Raw genomic sequence first — 16,740 nt, 5'->3', positions numbered from 1 at the left:
CCGTTTCCTTAAAAAAAACTCATGATACGAAGGACCTGCATCAGATGAACGTGATGTCGTCCGAACGACGCGAGGGCCTGGTCCGCGGCGGCCTGACCCTGAAGGAGAACCGGGCCCGGGTGCTCGATCTCACCGCGAAGACCGGCTACTACGCCGGGCTTGAGACCCTGGCGCTCAAACAGTCCGATCCGATCGGCTACGAGAAGATGTTCTCGAAACTGCGCGGCGGCCTCGTCCATGCGCGTGAGACCGCCAAGAAGATCGCGGCCTCGCCGATCGTCGAGCAGGAGGGCGAGCTGTGCTTCACCCTCTACAACGCCGCCGGCGACTGCGTGCTCACCTCCACCGGCATCATCATCCATGTCGGCACCATGGGCGCTGCGATCAAATACATGATCGAGAACGGCTGGGAGACCAATCCCGGCATCTCCCCCGGTGACATGTTCACCAACAACGACTGTTCGATCGGCAATGTCCATCCCTGCGACATCGCGACGATCGTGCCGATCTTCTGGCAGGACAAGCTGGTCGGCTGGGTGGGTGGCGTCACCCATGTGATCGATACGGGTTCCGTCGGCCCCGGCTCCATGTCCACCGGCCAGATCCAGCGCTTCGGCGACGGCTATCAGATCACCTGCCGTAAGACCGGCATCAACGACGTGCCGCTGCGCGACTGGCTGCATGAAAGCCAGCGCTCGGTGCGCACCACCAAATACTGGATCCTGGACGAGCGCACCCGCATCGCCGGCTGCCACATGATCCGCGATCTGGTGGAAGAGGTGCTGGAAGAGCACGGCGTCGACCATTGGGAGAGCTTCGCCTACGAAGTGATCGAAGAAGGCCGCCGCGGCCTGCAAAGCCGGGTGAAGGCGATGACCATCCCCGGCACCTATCGCAAGGTCGCTTTCGTCGACGTGCCCTATGCGCATGAGGACATCGGCTGCCCCTCGGCCTTCGCCAAGATCGACAGCATCATGCATGCGCCGGTCGAGATGACGATCAATGCCGATGCCTCGTGGCGGCTCGATTTCGAGGGCGCAAGCCGCTGGGGCTGGCACACCTACAACGCCAACCAGGTCGCCTTCACCAGCGGCATCTGGGTGATGATGACCCAGACCCTGGTGCCGACCGAGCGGATCAACGACGGCGCCTATTACGGCACGAAGTTCCGGCTGCCCAAGGGCACCTGGATGAATCCCGACGACCGGCGCACCGGCCATGCCTATGCCTGGCATTTCCTGGTGTCGAGCTGGAGCGCCCTCTGGCGCGGCGTGTCGACCGCCTATTACGGCCGCGGCTATCTGGAAGAGGTCAATGCCGGCAACGGCAACACCTCGAACTGGCTGCAGGGCGGCGGCATCAATCAGGACGGCGAGGTGCATGCGGTCAACAGCTTCGAAACCGCGGCCACCGGCACCGGCGCCTCGGCGATCCGCGACGGGCTGAACCACGCCGCCGCGATCTGGAACCCCGAAGGCGATATGGGCGACATGGAGATCTGGGAGCTGGCCGAGCCCTTGATCTATCTGGGCCGCAATGTGAAGGCCAATTCGGGCGGCTACGGCAAGTATCGCGGCGGCTGCGGCTTCGAGACCCTGCGTATGGTCTGGAAGGCCGAAGACTGGACCATGTACTTCATGGGCAATGGCTATATGGTCAGCGACTGGGGGCTGATGGGCGGCTATCCCTCTGCCACCGGCTATCGTTTCGAGGCCCATGACACCGGCATCGCCCGGCGGATCGCCGCGGGCGAACCCCTGCCCTTCGGTGCCGATCTCGATCCCGACCACCCCGAATACGAAACCCGTATCGACCGTACCGCCCGGGTCAAGCGCGACCATCAGGCGATGACCACCGAAGCGGTGTTCGAGAACCACGACCTGTACCTCAACTACATCCGCGGCGGGCCGGGCTTCGGCGACCCGCTGGACCGCGACCCGGCGGCGATCGAGCAGGATCTGAACGAACGCGCCCTGCTGCCGCGCTATGCCGCCTCGGTCCATGGCGCCGTGGCGACGAAGGTCGCCGGCGGCCGCTGGCAGGTCGACCGCGAGGCGACCGCCCGGCGCCGCGCCGAGATCCGCCGCGAGCGGATCGCCCGCAGCCGCCCGACCCGCGCGTGGATGGCGGAGGAGCGGGAGCGGATCCTGGCCAAGGAGGCGTCGCTGCCGGTCCGGCACATGTATGCCACCAGCTTCGGACTTTCGGGCAAGTTCCTCGACCAGTTCCGCAGCTTCTGGGATCTGCCCGCGGACTGGACGATCGAGGAGAGCGAGCTCGGCATCCCCTCCTTCGGTTCGAAGCACCGCATGGACCTCTCGGCCCTGCCCGACGTGACCACGATCCGTCTGGTGGAGGAGTGAGGCGCGGGCATCGCCGGGCCGGTCTTCCTCCCCCGGCGCCCGCCCCGGCGATGCCCCCTCATTTTCCCGAAATCACAATCTCTTGTAAGGAAGTCCGCAGATGTCGAGCTATACCCCGAAACAGGTCGCCGATCTGGTCGACGGCCGCCTGGACCCCGATGTCGTCCATCGCATGCTCTCCATGCCCAAGGATGCCGACCGGTTCGTGAAATATATCGAGGTGCTGCAGTCGCGCGCCGCCTGGCCGGATCGGATCCTGCTGCCGCTGGGGCCGCATCTCTTCATCGTTCAGGATGCGGCGAAGCACTGGAAGATCAAGTGCAGCTGCGGCCATGTCTTCTGCGACCATGACCGGAACTGGAAGCTGGAGGCGCTGGTCTGCGTCCGCGACACCGAAGAGGCGCTGAACGAGGTCTACCCGAAACTGATGGCCCCCGATCCGGCCTGGCAGATCTATCGCGAATACTGCTGCCCGGAGTGCGGCGTTCTGCTCGACGTCGAGGCACCGACGCCCTGGTACCCGGTGCTGCATGATTTCGAGCCGGACATCCCGACCTTCTACCGCGACTGGCTGGGGCTTGCCGTCCCCGAACGGGCCGGCGCCTGACATCGATCGCCGGCCGTCCGCTCAGGACGGCCGGTTCACCATCCAGATCCCGCCCGCGACCAGCACCAGTGCGATCGCGAAGGCGGGCGTCAGCGCGTCGCCCAGCACGGCCGCCGCGGCCCCCACACCGAAGAGCGGGGTCAGGAAGCTGAAGGCCGAAAGCCGGGAAGCCGGATAGCGCGAGATCAGCACGAACCAGCCCAGATAGGACAGGCTCGCCACCCCGACGATCTGGAAGGCCATCGCGCCGACCACCGTATCGGTCAGCGGAATGGCGAGATCGGCGCCCATGACCAGCGCCAGCACGACCAGCGCCACCGCCGAGACGCCCAGCTGATAGAGCAGCGTCACCAGCGGCGCCGTGCGCGACAGCACGCTGCCCTTGATCAGCAGGGTGGTGAGCCCCCAGGCGACCGCCGCCGCAACCATCAGCAGGTCGCCCGCGATCGATCCGCCGCCTTCGACCAGCCCGTCGGCGAAGGCCGCGACGATGCCGCCGAAGGCTGCCAGCAGCCCCATCACCTGCCAGCGGCCCAGCCGCTCGCCCGGGATCAGCAGATGGCCGCCGATCGCGACGACGAAGGGGGCGGTGTACAGAAACACCACCGCCCGCGATGCCGTGGTCAACGACAGCCCGGTATAGAGCAGCGCGAATTCCAGCGCGAAGAGCAGCCCGGCCCCGATTCCCGGCCAGAGCGTGCCCGCCGGAATCACGCCCCGGCGACGCCCCAGCGCCAGCACCACCGCGCCGACGATGGCCGTGGCGCCGATCGATCGCAGCGCCGCCTGGGCCATGGGGGCGGCCCCATCGGCGACCGCCATCTTCACGGCCACCTGCTGCAGGCCCCAACAGGCACACAGCACGACCATCATCAGCGCCGCACCGGCATCCAGCCGGTTGGGCTGCACCGGCCGGCAGCCGGCCTCGCTCACGCTCGCCATCGGTACGGGGGTCTCCTCGGGCGGTTCCTCGCGGCTCCCGGTGCATGGCCGGTAAACCATTGTGTCTTCTGGTCATACGCGGAATTCCACCCAGGGGCAACCCGGCAGACCCATGCATGCAGAACATGATTGACGGGCGGGAAATGAGGGGCTTAAGCTTATTTGGAAACATGGTTTCCCAATAGGAAACTTCTTGATGAAGTCTTTGACCTCGGCCCTCGCCATCTACGGCGCCTTCTCCACCACACGTCAGCCGCTCGGTATCACCGACATCTGCGAGCGCACCGGGCTTGCCAAAAGCCAGGTCTCGAAGGTGCTCGCCACCTTCCGCGAGCAGGGTTTCCTGGATCAGGATCCGGTCACCCGCAAATACCGGGTCGGACCGATGAGCTTTCTGGTCGGCGTCGCCTATGCCCATACGCACGTCCTCACCCGTCAGGCGCTGCCGATCATGCGGGAGCTGGTCGATCGCTGCGGCCATTCCGCGGTGTTGAGCGTGCGCGAGGGCGATACCGTCTTCCATCTGCTGGCGGTGGAAGGGCCGTTCTTCGTCGACAGCCGCTGGCGCGTGGGCATGTCGGTGCCGTTCCACGCCACCGCGGCCGGCAAGATCCTGACCGCCTTCGATGCGCCCGAGGTGCTCGACCGGCTGATCGCGGCCCATGGCCTGCCCCAGATCACGCCCAAGACCATCACCGATCCGGCCGGCCTTGCCGACCATCTGGCCGAGGTTCGCGCCGCCGGCGCCGCCGTCACCGCGGGCGAGAGCGCGCCCGGCCTGGTCGCGATCGCGGTTCCGGTCTTCGGCGAGCACGAACACATCCGTGCCGCCCTCAGCTTCATCATGCCGCTTCAGGGCTACGAGCCCGACGCGGCCGACGCCCATGTGGCGGATCTGCATGCTGCCGCACGCAGCCTGTCCTTCCGCCTGGGTGCCGAGACCTATCCCTTCGGCACCGCCTGAGACCGACACATCCCGGCTGGACGGATCCGCCAGAGATCCGCCACCGGGTGAAGACCCGCCGCGCAAAGCCGGTGCCACGCCCCCGCGGGCACTGCCACCGCGCAAGACGCAGCCCATCAAGAAACACGTGAGGCTACATGTTCCGGACCATCGATCGCCGCATGCTCGGCGCCGCCGCCGTCGCGGCCCTGATGCTGCACGCAGCCCCCGGCTTCGCCGCCGACGAGGGCAAGCCGAAATCGCTGACCATCCTCGCCGGCCCGACCGGCAGTTCGTTCTACGCCACCGCCGCCGGCGTCGCCGCCATCCTGGGTGACGAGGGCGTGCGCGCCAATGCCGAAATGGGTGGCGGCACCTCCAACGTCGTCGGCGTGTCGCGCGGCACGGGGGAGCTGGGCCTGACCATGAGCATCGTGCCCAGCGTTGCCGCCGCCGGCAAGCCGCCCTTCCAGGAGCCGATCACCAATGTCCGCGGCATCGCCTCGTTCACCTCGATGCTGGCCCATATCGCGGTCGCGGGTGATTCGGGCGTCCAGTCGATCGGCGACCTTGCCGGCAAGCGCTTCGCCTCGCAGCCAGTGGGCCAGGCCACCGCGCTGATCTTCGACGACCTGCTTGCCGCAACCGGCACCGATGCGTCGAAGATCGACATCGTCCGCGGCGGCCTCAGCTTCCAGACCGACCAGATCAAGGACAATCATTCGGTGGGCATGGTCTCGGTCGCCAACTATCCGGCGAGCTTCTTCACCGAGCTTGCCAGCACTTCCGACATCCGTTTCCTGACCATCGATGACGCGCTGGCGGCGAAGCTCCAGGAGCTGAACCCCGGCTATGCCCGCGCCGAGATCCCGGCCGGCACCTATCCGGGCCAGGATGCCGCCATCCCGACGGTCGGCACCTCGATGATGATGATCGCCTCGGACGAGATGCCCGAAGACGAAGCCTACTGGCTGACCAAGACGCTGATCGGGAAGTTCAAGCGTCTCCAGGGCGCCCATGCCGCCCTGGCCCGGCTGGAGCCGGCCGACATGGCCGCCATGCCCGGCATCACCATCCATCCGGGTGCGCTGCGCGCCTATCAGGAAGCCGGCGTCCTCGCGAAGTAAGGCGCAGGGCGCAGGCAGGGCCGGTGGTCCCCGCCCTGCCCGCGCCCGTCCCGATGCATCCTCGTCCGGAAGAAGATCCAGGATGACAACCGTCTCCGACACGGGCGAGGGCTCAGGCCTTCGCACCGTGCTGCGCCATGCCGCCCACGCGGTCGCGATCGGCATGTCGCTCTTCCACATCCACGCCGGCATCTTCGGCGAAGCGCCGGCGCTGTCCTACCGTCCCATTCATCTGGCACTCGCCTTTGCGGTGCTGCTGCTCACCGCAGCCTCGATGCGCGCGCCCGAGACCGGCGCGAAGCGCTGGGTCGGTCTTGCCTGGGACACGGCGATGCTGGTCGTGGTGCTGGTCTCGACCCTGTTCCTGGTCTTCGACCAGACCCGCATTTCCGAGCGCATGGAATACATGACCCGGCTGCTGACGGCCGAGCGCGTGCTGGGCGCCCTGCTGCTGCTGGTGGTGCTGGACGTCGTCCGGCGCAGCATCGGCTGGCCGATGGTCGTGATCACCCTCGTTTTCCTGGTCTACACCCAGATCGGCGACAGCCTGCCCTATCCGTTCTGGCATCGGGGCTATTCCATCGACCGGGTCATCGAGCAGATGTACCTCACGGTCGACGGCATCTGGACGGTGCCTCTGGCGGTGACCGCCAGCTACATCTTCCTGTTCGTGCTGTTCGGCTCGCTGCTGGTCGCCTCGGGCGCCGGCGAGTTCTTCACCGATCTGGCCCGCGCCCTCACCGGCCGGATCGTCGGCGGGCCGGCCAAGACCGCCGTCGTCTCCTCCGCCTTCTTCTCCATGCTTTCGGGCAGTTCCACCGCCAATGTGGTGACCACGGGCAGCTTCACCATCCCGGCCATGAAACGCGGCGGCTTCTCGGGCTCGTTCGCGGGCGGCGTCGAAGCGGTGGCGTCCACGGGCGGGCAGATCATGCCGCCGATCATGGGGGCTGCCGCCTTCATCATGATGGAGACGCTGGGCGTCCCCTATGGCGACATCATGATCGCGGCGATCCTGCCGGCGATCTTCTATTTCGCCACCGTCTTCGTGATGGTCGATCTGGAAGCCCGGCGGCTGAACCTGCGTCCGGCGCAGGACGAGGAAATGCCCAAGGTCTGGCCGGTGCTGCGGTCGCGCGGCTATCTGCTGGTTCCGGTGATCTTCATGGTCTGGGCGCTGGTTTCCGGCTACACCCCGGCGCGGGCCGGTGTCTGGGCCATCGGCATGCTGGCGGCGATGATCGTGATCTTCGATCGTCGCAAGGGTGTGCGCGGCCTCGCCCGGATCTTCGCCGAGGCGCTGATCAACGCGCCCAAGCTGATCGCGCCCATTACCGCCGCCTGCGCGGTCGGCGGCATCATCGTCGGCGTGGTGTCGATGACCGGCCTCGGCTATCGCATGGCGACGATCATCATCGAAACCTCGCACGGCATTCTGCCGCTGGCGCTCGCGCTCACCATGGTGGTCGCGGTGATCATGGGCATGGGCATGCCGACCAGTGCGGTCTATGTGGTGCTGGCCGTGATCCTCGCCCCGGCCTTCGTCGATTTCGGCGTGGTGCCGATCGCGGTGCATATGTTCATCTTCTACTATGCCGTGATCTCGAACATCACACCGCCCCTGGCCGTCGCCTCCTTTGCCGCGGCTGCGGTGGGCAATGCCGATCCCTGGCGGACCAGCCTGCATGCCGTGCGCCTGGGCCTGCCGGTCTTCGCCATTCCCTATGTCTTCATCTATCACCCCGAATTCCTGGCCCAGGGCACGATCGGCGAGATCGCCTATGTCTGCGTGCTGATGGCAATCGCGATCCTGGCCATCTCCGTCGCCTCGATCGGCTGGCTGAAGGTGCCGCTGTCGGGCGCGACCCGTGCGGCGGCCCTGCTCTTCGCCCTGCTTCTGCTGCCCTCGGAACATGTCGGCCTGCTCTACCAGATCGCCATTCTGGCCGGCAGCCTCGCCCTCTTCTGGCTGTGCTTCACCCTGGACCTTCGCCGCAAGGCCGGTGCCGCCACGGCCGGCTCCGCCTCCCCCCAAGGAAGAGACCCCGCCTCGTGACAATCATCACCGATCATCTCGCCCGGCTCTCCCCCGCGAGCCGCGGCCAGGGCCGCCTGGTCGCCGGTTCCACGGCAACCGGCGCCGAGATTTCCATCCCCTATATCGCCGCCCGTGGTGCAGCCGACGGCCCGACCCTCTGGGTCACCGCCACCGTCCATGGCGACGAGGTCAACGGCACGCTGGCGGCGCTCGATTTCGTCCGCAATCTCGACCTCGCCGCCATGCGCGGCGCCTGTGTGGTGATCCCGGCCGCCAACCCGCTCGCCTTCGATGCCCGCACCAAGACGGCACCGCAGGACGGGCTCGACATCGACCAGCAATTCCCCGGCGCCGCCGGCGGCCTCACCACCCAGCGGGTCGCCGACCGGCTCTGGCGCGAGATCGAGCGCGCCGGCGACTGCCTGGTCAGCCTGCACACGCTCACCGCCCATTTCGAGGCGAAACCCTATGGGGTCTACAAGCTGCATCCCGACGGCCCGGTGGCCGAGGACGTGCTGCTGCGCCACCTCTCCTTCTACGACCCCAGCGTCGCCTGCCTGATGCCCACGGTGAAGGCCGCGGGCGAGCTGCCGGGCAACATCTCGGGCGCCATCGACTATCAGTTCCAGGTGCTCGGCAAGCCCGCCTTCATGGTGGAACTCGGCGCCGGCAGCCGGATCGAATGGCCCTATGTCGAACAGGGCGCCGCCGGCCTGCGCCGGACCGCCGCCGAGATCGGCATGTTCGAGGATCGCCCGGCCCCCGGCGGCACGCTGCGCAAGGTTCTGAAGCGTCGCCACGTCACGGCCGATACCGGCGGTCTGTTCCGGGCCGCCTGCACGCCCGGTGACATTCTTCAGCCCGGATCGCCATTGGGCGTGATCACCGACATTTTCGGAGATATCGTCGACCGCGTGACCTTCGCCGAGCCGGTCCTGGTCATCGCCGCCCGCCGCGATCCCGTCGTGGCGACCGGCGACCGCATCGGCTTCGTCGCCACCGCCTGGGAGTCCCGGACCCTCCAGAGCGCCTGACCACTCCGCCCACCTCCTCCTGCCCCCGCGTCCGGGCCATCAGAACCGAGAACCCTGTCCGCCATGTCCGATATACGCCGTGTTCCGAATGCTTCCCATTGGGGTGCCTTCACCGCCGTCGTCCGCGACGGCCGCCTGGTCGAGGCCATCCCGCGTGAGGGTGATCTCTACCCCTCGGACATGGTCCGGACCATGCCGGATGCGGTTCACAACCGGGCGCGGGTGGCCCGCCCCTCGGTGCGCCGCAGCTGGCTCGGCAATGCGCCCGATCGCGGGCGCGAGCGCCGGGGCGCCGAGGATTTCGTCGCCGTTCCCTGGGACGAAGCGCTCGACATGGTCGCGGCAGAGGTTGCCCGGGTGCGGCGGGAACACGGCCATGAGTCGATCTTCGGCGGATCCTATGGCTGGTCCTCGGCCGGACGCTTCCATCATGCGAAGTCTCAGCTGCACCGCTTCCTGAATGTCGGCGGTGGCTTCACCACCCAGGTGCAGAATTACAGCTATGCCGCTGCGATCACGATCCTTCCCCATATCCTGGGGTCGATCGACGCGGTGCAGGGGCCCGTCTCGTCCTGGGACGGGATCCTCCGGAACTGTCGGCTGATGGTCTGTTTCGGCGGCCTGCCGCGGATCAACATGCAGATCGAGGCTGGCGGCATGGGCGCCCATGAAGGGCGCGACTGGCTGCAGAAGATCCTGGATGCCGGCATCCGCGTGGTCTGCATCACGCCATCTAAGGAAGACGTGCCGGATGGTGCGGAATGGCTGACCATCCGCCCCAATACCGACACTGCCGCCATGCTGGCCATGATCCATGTCCTGCTCGGCGACGGGACGGTCGACCATGATTTCCTGGCCCGCTGCACCGTCGGTGCCGACCGGGTGATCGCCTATGTCGAAGGCCGCACCGATGGGGTGCCGAAGACCCCGGACTGGGCGGCGGCCATCACCGGCCTCGACGCCGAAACCATCCGGGCACTGGCCCGCGGGCTCAGCCGCGAACGCTCGTTCATCAATGCCTCGTGGTCCCTGCAGCGTGCCGATCGCGGCGAGCAGGCCTATTGGGCGGCGATCGCACTTGCCTGCATGGCCGGCCATGTCGGCCTGCCCGGCGGCGGTTTCGCGCTCGGCCTCGCCTCGCTCGGCAATATGGGCGTGCCGCGGCGGAGCATGGCCTCGCCGCGCCTGCCGATGGGCATGAACCCGACCGGCAGCTTCATCCCCGTGGCACGCATCTCCGACATGATGCTCACCCCCGGCGGCCGCTATCGCTATGACGGCGAAGACCTCACCTATCCCGACATCCGCCTGGTCTACTGGTGTGGCGGTAACCCCTTCCACCATCACCAGGATCTGAACCGTCTGGTCCAGGCCTTCCGACGGCCCGAGACGGTGGTCGTCCACGAACAGTACTGGACGGCGACCGCCCGCCATGCCGATATCGTGCTGCCGGCCACCACGACGCTGGAACGCAACGACATCGGCGCCAGCGGTCGCGACCGCTTCATCCTGGCCATGCACAAGGCGATCGAGCCGGTGGGCGAGGCCCGCGACGATTTCGCCATCTTCACCGCACTCGCCCGCCGCCTGGGCCTGGAAGAGGCCTTCACCGAAGGGCTCGACGAGATGGGCTGGCTGCGCCGGATCTATGCCGAAGCCGCCGACGCCAATACCGCCCGCGGCATGCCCTTCCCCGATTTCGACAGCTTCTGGGCCGCCGGCCATGTCGAGGTGCCGCCGCTCGACGAGCCCTTCACCCTGTTCGGCGATCTGCGTCGGGACCCGGCCGCCCATCCGCTCAACACGCCCTCGGGCCTGATCGAGCTGTTCTCGGCCCGGGTCGCCTCGTTCGGCGATCCGCACTGCCCGGGGCATCCGGTCTGGATCGAGCCCGATGAATGGCTGGGCGCACCGCTCGCCGCCCGCTACCCGCTGCATATGTTGAGCCATCAGCCCAAAACCCGGCTGCACGGCCAGCTCGATTCGGCCGAACTCAGCCGCAGCGCCAAGATCAGCGGCCGCGAGCCGGTCCATATCCACCCGGACGACGCCGCCCGGCGTGGCATCGCCGACGGCATGGTGGTGCGGGTGTTCAACGATCGCGGCGCCACGCTCGCCGGTGCGGTCGTCACCGCCGACGTCATGCCGGGGGTGATCCGCCTTGCCACCGGCGCCTGGTACGATCCGGCGGACCCGGCGACCCCGGGCAGCCTGGACAAGCACGGCAACCCGAACGTGCTGACCGCAGACCGCCCGACTTCAGCGGTGTCCCAGGCCCCCACCGCCCATTCCACGCTGGTCGATGTCGAACCCTATCGCGGGGCGCTGCCCGAGGTGACCGCCTTCGATCCGCCGGTGGCCGACATCGCCGCAGAATGAGCGGCACGCGGATCCCTGGCCGCCGCCAGCAGTGCCTTCGTATAGGAATCCCGCGCGTTTGCACCATGAATATCCGCCCGGGTGAGTTCCTCCACCGCCCGGCCACGATGCATCACCAGCGCCCGGGTGCAGAGATGGGCGACGACCGCCAGATCATGGCCGACCATCAGCAGGGTCAGGCCATGATCGGCGCGCAACCGGTCGAGCAGGTTCAGAACCTCGGCCTGGACCGACACGTCCAGCGCCGAGGTCGGCTCGTCGAGCAGCAGCACTTTCGGCTCCAGGATCAGCGCGCGGGCGATCGCCACGCGCTGGCGCTGGCCGCCTGACAGCTGGTGTGGAAAGCGAAAGCGCAGCGAGGCATCCAGCCCCACCGCCGCCATCGCCGCAGCGATCCGTCGCTCGGCATCGGCCTCCCCATGGATCACCAGCGGTTCGGCCAGGATCCGGTCGACCGTGTGTCGGGGATGCAGCGCCGTCGACGGATCCTGAAACACCATCTGCATCAGCCGGGCCCGTGCCCGCCGGTCGCTCAGGCTCTGCCGCCCGGCCGTGACCACCGGCCGGCCGTCGAAGATCACCCGGCCGTCATCCGGCGCCAGCAGCCCCGCGATGGCGCGCAGCAGGGTCGACTTGCCCGAGCCGCTTTCGCCGACCACACCCACCGCCTCGCCCCGGGCAACGCTCAGCGATACGCCGTCGACCGCGGCCAGGCCCTGGAAGCGCACGGTCAGCCCTTCGACCTCGATCACGTCAGCCCTCCTTCCAGGCCGGATCACGAACCAGCACCGGCAGCGGCGCCACATGGGCATCCAGCCGCGGCCGGCAGCCGATCAGCCCGCGGGTATAGGGATGGCTGGCATGATCGAGCGCGCCGGCGGCCAGCGTCTCCATCACCCGGCCGGCATACATCACCGCCACCCGGTCGGCAAAGGCCGCCACCAGATCCAGATCATGGGAAATCAGCACCAGCCCCATCCCCCGCTCGGTGACCAATCCGTCGATCAGTTCCAGGATCTCGCCCCGCACCGAGACGTCGAGCGCCGAGGTCGGCTCGTCGGCAATCAGCAGATCGGGCTCGCCCGCCAGCATCATGGCGATCATCACCCGCTGGGCCATGCCGCCGGACATCTGGTGCGGATGCAGCTCCAGCACCCGCTCCGGCCGGTCGATGCGCACGGCGGCCAGCAGGTCCAGCGCCGCAGCCCGGGCCGCGCGGCGACCAAGGCCGCGATGCAGCCGCAGCCCCTCGGCGATCTGCGCGCCCGCGGTCATCACCGGATCGAGTGCGGCTTTCGGGTCCTGCATCACCATCGCGACACGCCGTCCGCGCAGGCGCCGGATCGCCCGCTCTCCTCCTTCCATCAGGTCGACATCGTCGAAGGCCAGCCGGTCGGCGGTCATCCGCGCCTGACGCGGCAGCAGCCCCATCACCGCCCGCATCGAGATCGATTTGCCGGAACCGCTTTCCCCCACGATCGCCAGCCGTTCCCCGCGGGCCAGCGACAGCGAGACCTCGCGCACCGCCCGGACCGGCCCGTCCGGCCCCGGGAACGACACGGCCAGGTTGCGGATCTCCAGCAGGGGCCGTCCCTCCGTCATGCCCCTGCCCTTCGTCATGCCGCCCTCCCGGTCTGGGCGCGCGGGTCCAGCACGTCGCGCAGCCCGTCGCCCAGCAGGTTGAAACCCATGCTGACCACGAAGATCGCAGCGCCCGGCAGGGTCGCCACCCACCATTGGTCGATGATGTAGTCGCGGCCGGTGGCCACCATCGCCCCCCATTCCGGCGCCGGTGCCTGGGCGCCCAGGCCCAGGAAGCCCAGCCCGGCGAAGATCAGGATCACGCCGGCCATGTCGAGGGTCAGGCGCACGATCACCGAGGACAGGCAGAGCGGTGCCACATGCAGCACCAGGATCCTGAGATCCGAGGCCCCGGCCAGCCGGGCGGCCTGAACGAATTCCCGCTCGCGCACCAGCTTCGCCTCGGCACGCGCCAGGCGGGCATAGGCCGGCCAGCCGGTGACGGCGATCGCCACCACCGCATTGCCGATGCCCGGGCCCAGCACCGCCGCCAGCGCCAGCGCCAGCACCAGCCGCGGAAAGGCCATGACGATGTCGGTCAGCCCCATCAGCACCGCATCGACGCGGCCGCCGAAATACCCCGCCGCAATGCCGATCGCCAGCCCGACCGGCCCCACGATCACCGCCACCGACAGCACCACGGCCAGCGTGATCCGCGCCCCGTACAGAATGCGCGAGAGGATGTCCCGGCCCAGATGGTCGGTGCCCAGAAAATGTTCCGCACCAGGGGGTTGCAACCGATCGTTCAGCACCTGATCGATCGGGTCATAGGGTGCCAGCACCGGTGCCAGGGCGGCCGCCAGGATCAGGGCCAGCACGATCAGGGTGCCGATCACCGTTGCCGGATTGGCCAGCGCGCGGGCAAGGAAGCCGGCCAGCGCATAACGCCGCGCCTCGGCCCGGCTGCGGGGCGTGCGGGCGGCGATGCGGGCAAGGGCTGCGACCCCGATCATGCCCGTACCTCCTGCCGCATCCGCGCATCCAGCCGGCGGTGGATCAGGTCGGCCGCGCGATTGATCAGCACGAAGCCGAGCCCGACGGCAAGCGTGCCGCCCAGCACCGCATTCATGTCGGCCGCGAACAGCGCCTGCGTGATGTAAAGCCCGATGCCGGGCCAGGCGAAGACGGTTTCGGTCAGGACCGCGCCCTCCAGCAGATGGGCGAAGGTCAACGCGATCACCGTCACCAGCGGCACCGAGATATTGCGGAAGGCATGGCGCCACAGGATCCGCGCCTCGGGCACGCCCTTGGCCCGGGCGGCGACGACATAGTCCTGCGACAGTTCCCCGATCATGAGCGACCGGGTCATCCGCGCCACATAAGCCATCGAGAAATAACCCAGAATCGAGGCCGGCAGGATCAGGTGGCGCAGGGCGTCCACCATCGCCTCCGGCTCCCCCGCCAGCACCGTGTCGATCAGCACGAAGCCGGTCACCTCGGGAATGGTATAGGCCCAGGCGACATCCAGCCGCCCGGGCCCGGCCACCCAACCGAGCCGGGCGTAGAAGACCAGCAGCCCCACCAGCCCCAGCCAGAACACCGGCACCGAATAGCCGACCAGCGCCACCGCCCGCACGACATGATCGGCCAGCCGGCCGGCCCGCGCCGCCGCCAGCACGCCCAGCGGCACCCCCAGCCCCACCCCGATCAGGGTGCCGGCCACGGCAAGTTCGATGGTCGCGGGAAAGACCCGCGCCACATCTTCGGCCACCGTCAGCCCGGTCATGGTCGAGCGGCCGAGATCGCCGTTCAGCACGTTCCAGACATAGACCGCCAGCTGTTCATGCAGTGGCAGATCCAGCCCCAGCGCCGTGCGCGCGGCAGCATAGGCTTCCGGGCTCGCCCGATCGCCGGCGACGACCAGCGCCGGATCGATCGGCACCACCCGGCCGATCAGGAAGGTGACCACAATCAGGCCCAGCAGGGTGACGGCAAGGCCGGCTACGAAACCCGCCGTCACCCGCACCATGCGCAGTCCCGCAGGCGCTGCCCTCACTTCGTGATCCGCCAGTAGATATAGGTGTCGAAGGCCGGGCCCGAGATCCAGCCCTCGACCGGCTTGCGCATCGCCGTCGGCTCGGTCTGCTGGAACATCACCGCCACCGGTCCCTCTTCGCGCAGCCGGCGCTGGATGTCGTGATAGATCCCGACGCGCTTTGCATCGTCACGCTCCAGCACCGCCGCGCGGGCCATCTCACCCAGCGCGTCATTCTTCCAGGCATTGCGCCAGGCGATGGTCTTGGCGGTGCCGGCATCGGAATTGTCGGGGTTGCGGGCGAAATAATCGACCGTCGAATTGGGATCGCCATAGTCGGGCGACCAGTACATCAGCAACAGCTCGTGGCCGCGTGCCCGGTACTTGGTCAGCACCTGTCGGGTATCGGCAGTCACGATCTTCAGCCGGATGCCGATATCGGCCAGATTTGCCTGCAAGGCCTGGGCGATGTCCCGATAAGGGGCCGTGCCCGAGACGTCGATGGTCAGGTCCAGCCCGTCGGGATGGCCGGCTTCGACCATCAGCGCCTTCGCCTTCTCCACATCGCGAACATAGGGCAGATCGTCGAGCGCCGCGAAGCTACCGGCGCCCAGGATCGACTGATGCGGCCGGTAGAGCCCCTCCAGCAGATTGGTGGCAATGCCCTGATAGTCGATCGCCCGGCGGATCGCCTCGCGCACTTTGGGCTCGGTCAGCGCCGGCACCTTCTGGTTCATCGCCAGGTAATAGATCGTCGCCTTGGGCTCGGTCTCGACCTTGAGATCGGGATTGCCGGCGATGCCCTTCAGCTGTTCCGTGCCCAGCCGGCGGGCGATGTCCACATCGCCCTTCTCCAGCAGCAGCCGCTGAGCGGTCGGCTCGGGTACATGGCGGATGATCACCCGCTTCATCTTCGGCGCACCCATGTAGAAATCCGGGTTTGCCTCCAGCACCACCGCCTCTTTCGGCCGCCAGGTCACCAGACGGTAGGCGCCGCTGCCGGCGGTGTTGGTCTTCAGCCAGCCATTGCCGAAATCGCCATCCGTCTCATGCGCCATCGCCTCGGTGCGGTCGACCACGGCACCCACACTCGACGACAGGCTGTTCAGCACATAGCTGGGTGCGAAGGGTTCCGACATCGTCAGCACCAGGGTGGCATCGTCTTTCGCCACCACCATCCGGTCGACATTCTCGGGCGTCCAGCCCAGGGCATTCAGGATGAAGACCGGCGATTTGGCCAGCTTCACCACCCGCTGAAGCGAAAACGCCGCGTCATGGGCGGTCAGCGGCCGGCCGGTATGAAATTTCACGCCCGGCCGCATGGTGAAGGTGTAGGTGAGCCCGTCCTCTGAGATCGTCCAGCTTTCGGCCGCCCCGCCCAGGATCTTCGTGAAATCGTCCGGGTCGGGCACGGTGAGGCGCAGATAGACGTTGTTCAGGATCTCGCCGGTCGCCAGTTCGAAGCTCTCGGCCGGGTCGAAACTTGTTACGTCATCAATATAATGAGCCATCACCAATGTGTCTGGCGGCGTTGCCGCCTGCACCTGCGCGCCCGGCAACCCCAAGGCCAGGGCAAGCCCGATGGCAAGGGTCGCGCCGGCCCGCACCAGGCCATGGCGCAGCCGGTGCCGAAGGCTTCCGGCCGTCGTCAGTCGCGCCGTCTCAGAATGGATCACGATCGTCACTCCCGGCGTGAAGGGGCTGCGGCCCAAGCCGGCCGCATCTGTCACGCATCATGGAGCAACAGGGCC

Annotated in this window: 13 protein-coding genes; 7 read left to right on the top strand and 6 right to left on the bottom strand. The window is 67.8% G+C overall.

Translation table 11 applies throughout. The annotated features are described in order from the left end of the window. Nucleotides 1–44: 44 nt before the first annotated feature. A complete protein-coding gene (locus P7L68_RS15150) occupies nucleotides 45–2,363 on the top strand; it encodes a hydantoinase B/oxoprolinase family protein (protein WP_372006459.1) in 2,319 nt (772 codons plus the stop codon). Between the two features lie 100 nt (nucleotides 2,364–2,463). Continuing rightward, nucleotides 2,464–2,970 (top strand): acetone carboxylase subunit gamma, encoded by a 507-nt coding sequence (locus P7L68_RS15145; protein WP_372006458.1) that lies wholly within the window; start codon nucleotides 2,464–2,466, stop codon nucleotides 2,968–2,970. A 21-nt stretch (nucleotides 2,971–2,991) separates the two neighbouring features. Here P7L68_RS15145 and P7L68_RS15140 read toward each other — a convergent pair whose 3' ends face one another. After that, nucleotides 2,992–3,912 (bottom strand): DMT family transporter, encoded by a 921-nt coding sequence (locus tag P7L68_RS15140; RefSeq protein WP_372006457.1) that lies wholly within the window; start codon nucleotides 3,910–3,912, stop codon nucleotides 2,992–2,994. 196 nt (nucleotides 3,913–4,108) lie between these two features. Between P7L68_RS15140 and P7L68_RS15135 the strand changes: the two genes are divergently transcribed. The 5 genes from P7L68_RS15135 (at nucleotide 4,109) to P7L68_RS15115 (ending at nucleotide 11,433) form a co-directional block, all read left to right on the top strand. After that, on the top strand, nucleotides 4,109–4,876 hold the full coding sequence (locus P7L68_RS15135) for an IclR family transcriptional regulator (protein WP_372006456.1): 768 nt from the start codon (nucleotides 4,109–4,111) through the stop codon (nucleotides 4,874–4,876). Nucleotides 4,877–5,013: 137 nt separating this feature from the next. Continuing rightward, nucleotides 5,014–5,982 carry a TAXI family TRAP transporter solute-binding subunit gene (locus P7L68_RS15130; protein ID WP_372006455.1) on the top strand — a complete coding sequence of 323 codons (969 nt, stop codon included), beginning with the start codon at nucleotides 5,014–5,016 and terminating at the stop codon, nucleotides 5,980–5,982. Nucleotides 5,983–6,064: 82 nt separating this feature from the next. Then, a complete protein-coding gene (locus tag P7L68_RS15125; RefSeq protein ID WP_372006454.1) occupies nucleotides 6,065–8,038 on the top strand; it encodes a TRAP transporter permease in 1,974 nt (657 codons plus the stop codon). After that, complete coding sequence (locus P7L68_RS15120; RefSeq protein WP_372006453.1) at nucleotides 8,035–9,054, top strand: M14 family metallopeptidase; 1,020 nt, start codon at nucleotides 8,035–8,037, stop codon at nucleotides 9,052–9,054. Before P7L68_RS15125 ends, P7L68_RS15120 begins: the two co-directional genes overlap by 4 nt. Nucleotides 9,055–9,117: 63 nt before the next feature. After that, nucleotides 9,118–11,433, top strand: coding sequence for a molybdopterin-dependent oxidoreductase (locus tag P7L68_RS15115; protein WP_372006452.1), 2,316 nt, complete (start codon nucleotides 9,118–9,120; stop codon nucleotides 11,431–11,433). On the opposite strand, the gene P7L68_RS15110 is transcribed toward P7L68_RS15115, so the two are convergent. Genes P7L68_RS15110 through P7L68_RS15090 form a run of 5 tightly spaced genes read right to left on the bottom strand, consistent with a single transcriptional unit; the run spans nucleotide 11,367 to nucleotide 16,665 of the window. After that, on the bottom strand, nucleotides 11,367–12,239 hold the full coding sequence (locus tag P7L68_RS15110; RefSeq protein WP_372006451.1) for an ABC transporter ATP-binding protein: 873 nt from the start codon (nucleotides 12,237–12,239) through the stop codon (nucleotides 11,367–11,369). The two genes, P7L68_RS15115 and P7L68_RS15110, sit on opposite strands and share 67 nt — an antisense overlap. Then, nucleotides 12,187–13,053: an ABC transporter ATP-binding protein gene (locus tag P7L68_RS15105; RefSeq protein ID WP_372006450.1), complete on the bottom strand. Its 867-nt coding sequence runs from the start codon at nucleotides 13,051–13,053 to the stop codon at nucleotides 12,187–12,189. Before P7L68_RS15105 ends, P7L68_RS15110 begins: the two co-directional genes overlap by 53 nt. Beyond that, a complete protein-coding gene (locus tag P7L68_RS15100; RefSeq protein ID WP_372006449.1) occupies nucleotides 13,050–13,967 on the bottom strand; it encodes an ABC transporter permease in 918 nt (305 codons plus the stop codon). Before P7L68_RS15100 ends, P7L68_RS15105 begins: the two co-directional genes overlap by 4 nt. Beyond that, entirely contained in the window at nucleotides 13,964–15,010 is a 1,047-nt protein-coding gene (locus tag P7L68_RS15095; RefSeq protein WP_372006448.1) for an ABC transporter permease, read from the bottom strand. Before P7L68_RS15095 ends, P7L68_RS15100 begins: the two co-directional genes overlap by 4 nt. After that, nucleotides 15,007–16,665 carry an ABC transporter substrate-binding protein gene (locus P7L68_RS15090; RefSeq protein ID WP_372006447.1) on the bottom strand — a complete coding sequence of 553 codons (1,659 nt, stop codon included), beginning with the start codon at nucleotides 16,663–16,665 and terminating at the stop codon, nucleotides 15,007–15,009. The genes P7L68_RS15095 and P7L68_RS15090 overlap by 4 nt, the downstream gene beginning before the upstream one ends. Between the last annotated feature and the right edge of the window lie 75 nt (nucleotides 16,666–16,740).

The organism is Tistrella mobilis, from assembly GCF_041468085.1.
In the GTDB taxonomy this organism is placed as follows: domain Bacteria; phylum Pseudomonadota; class Alphaproteobacteria; order Tistrellales; family Tistrellaceae; genus Tistrella; species Tistrella mobilis_A.
This window is presented reverse-complemented; position numbering and strand designations above follow the sequence as displayed.

Coding starts and splice junctions, on each gene's coding strand:
- P7L68_RS15150 (WP_372006459.1), top strand. CDS start 45: ATGAACGTGATGTCGTCCGAACGACGCGAGGGCCTGGTCCGCGGCGGC.
- P7L68_RS15145 (WP_372006458.1), top strand. CDS start 2,464: ATGTCGAGCTATACCCCGAAACAGGTCGCCGATCTGGTCGACGGCCGC.
- P7L68_RS15140 (WP_372006457.1), bottom strand. CDS start 3,912: ATGGCGAGCGTGAGCGAGGCCGGCTGCCGGCCGGTGCAGCCCAACCGG.
- P7L68_RS15135 (WP_372006456.1), top strand. CDS start 4,109: ATGAAGTCTTTGACCTCGGCCCTCGCCATCTACGGCGCCTTCTCCACC.
- P7L68_RS15130 (WP_372006455.1), top strand. CDS start 5,014: ATGTTCCGGACCATCGATCGCCGCATGCTCGGCGCCGCCGCCGTCGCG.
- P7L68_RS15125 (WP_372006454.1), top strand. CDS start 6,065: ATGACAACCGTCTCCGACACGGGCGAGGGCTCAGGCCTTCGCACCGTG.
- P7L68_RS15115 (WP_372006452.1), top strand. CDS start 9,118: ATGTCCGATATACGCCGTGTTCCGAATGCTTCCCATTGGGGTGCCTTC.
- P7L68_RS15110 (WP_372006451.1), bottom strand. CDS start 12,239: ATGTGGCGCCGCTGCCGGTGCTGGTTCGTGATCCGGCCTGGAAGGAGG.
- P7L68_RS15105 (WP_372006450.1), bottom strand. CDS start 13,053: ATGACGAAGGGCAGGGGCATGACGGAGGGACGGCCCCTGCTGGAGATC.
- P7L68_RS15100 (WP_372006449.1), bottom strand. CDS start 13,967: ATGATCGGGGTCGCAGCCCTTGCCCGCATCGCCGCCCGCACGCCCCGC.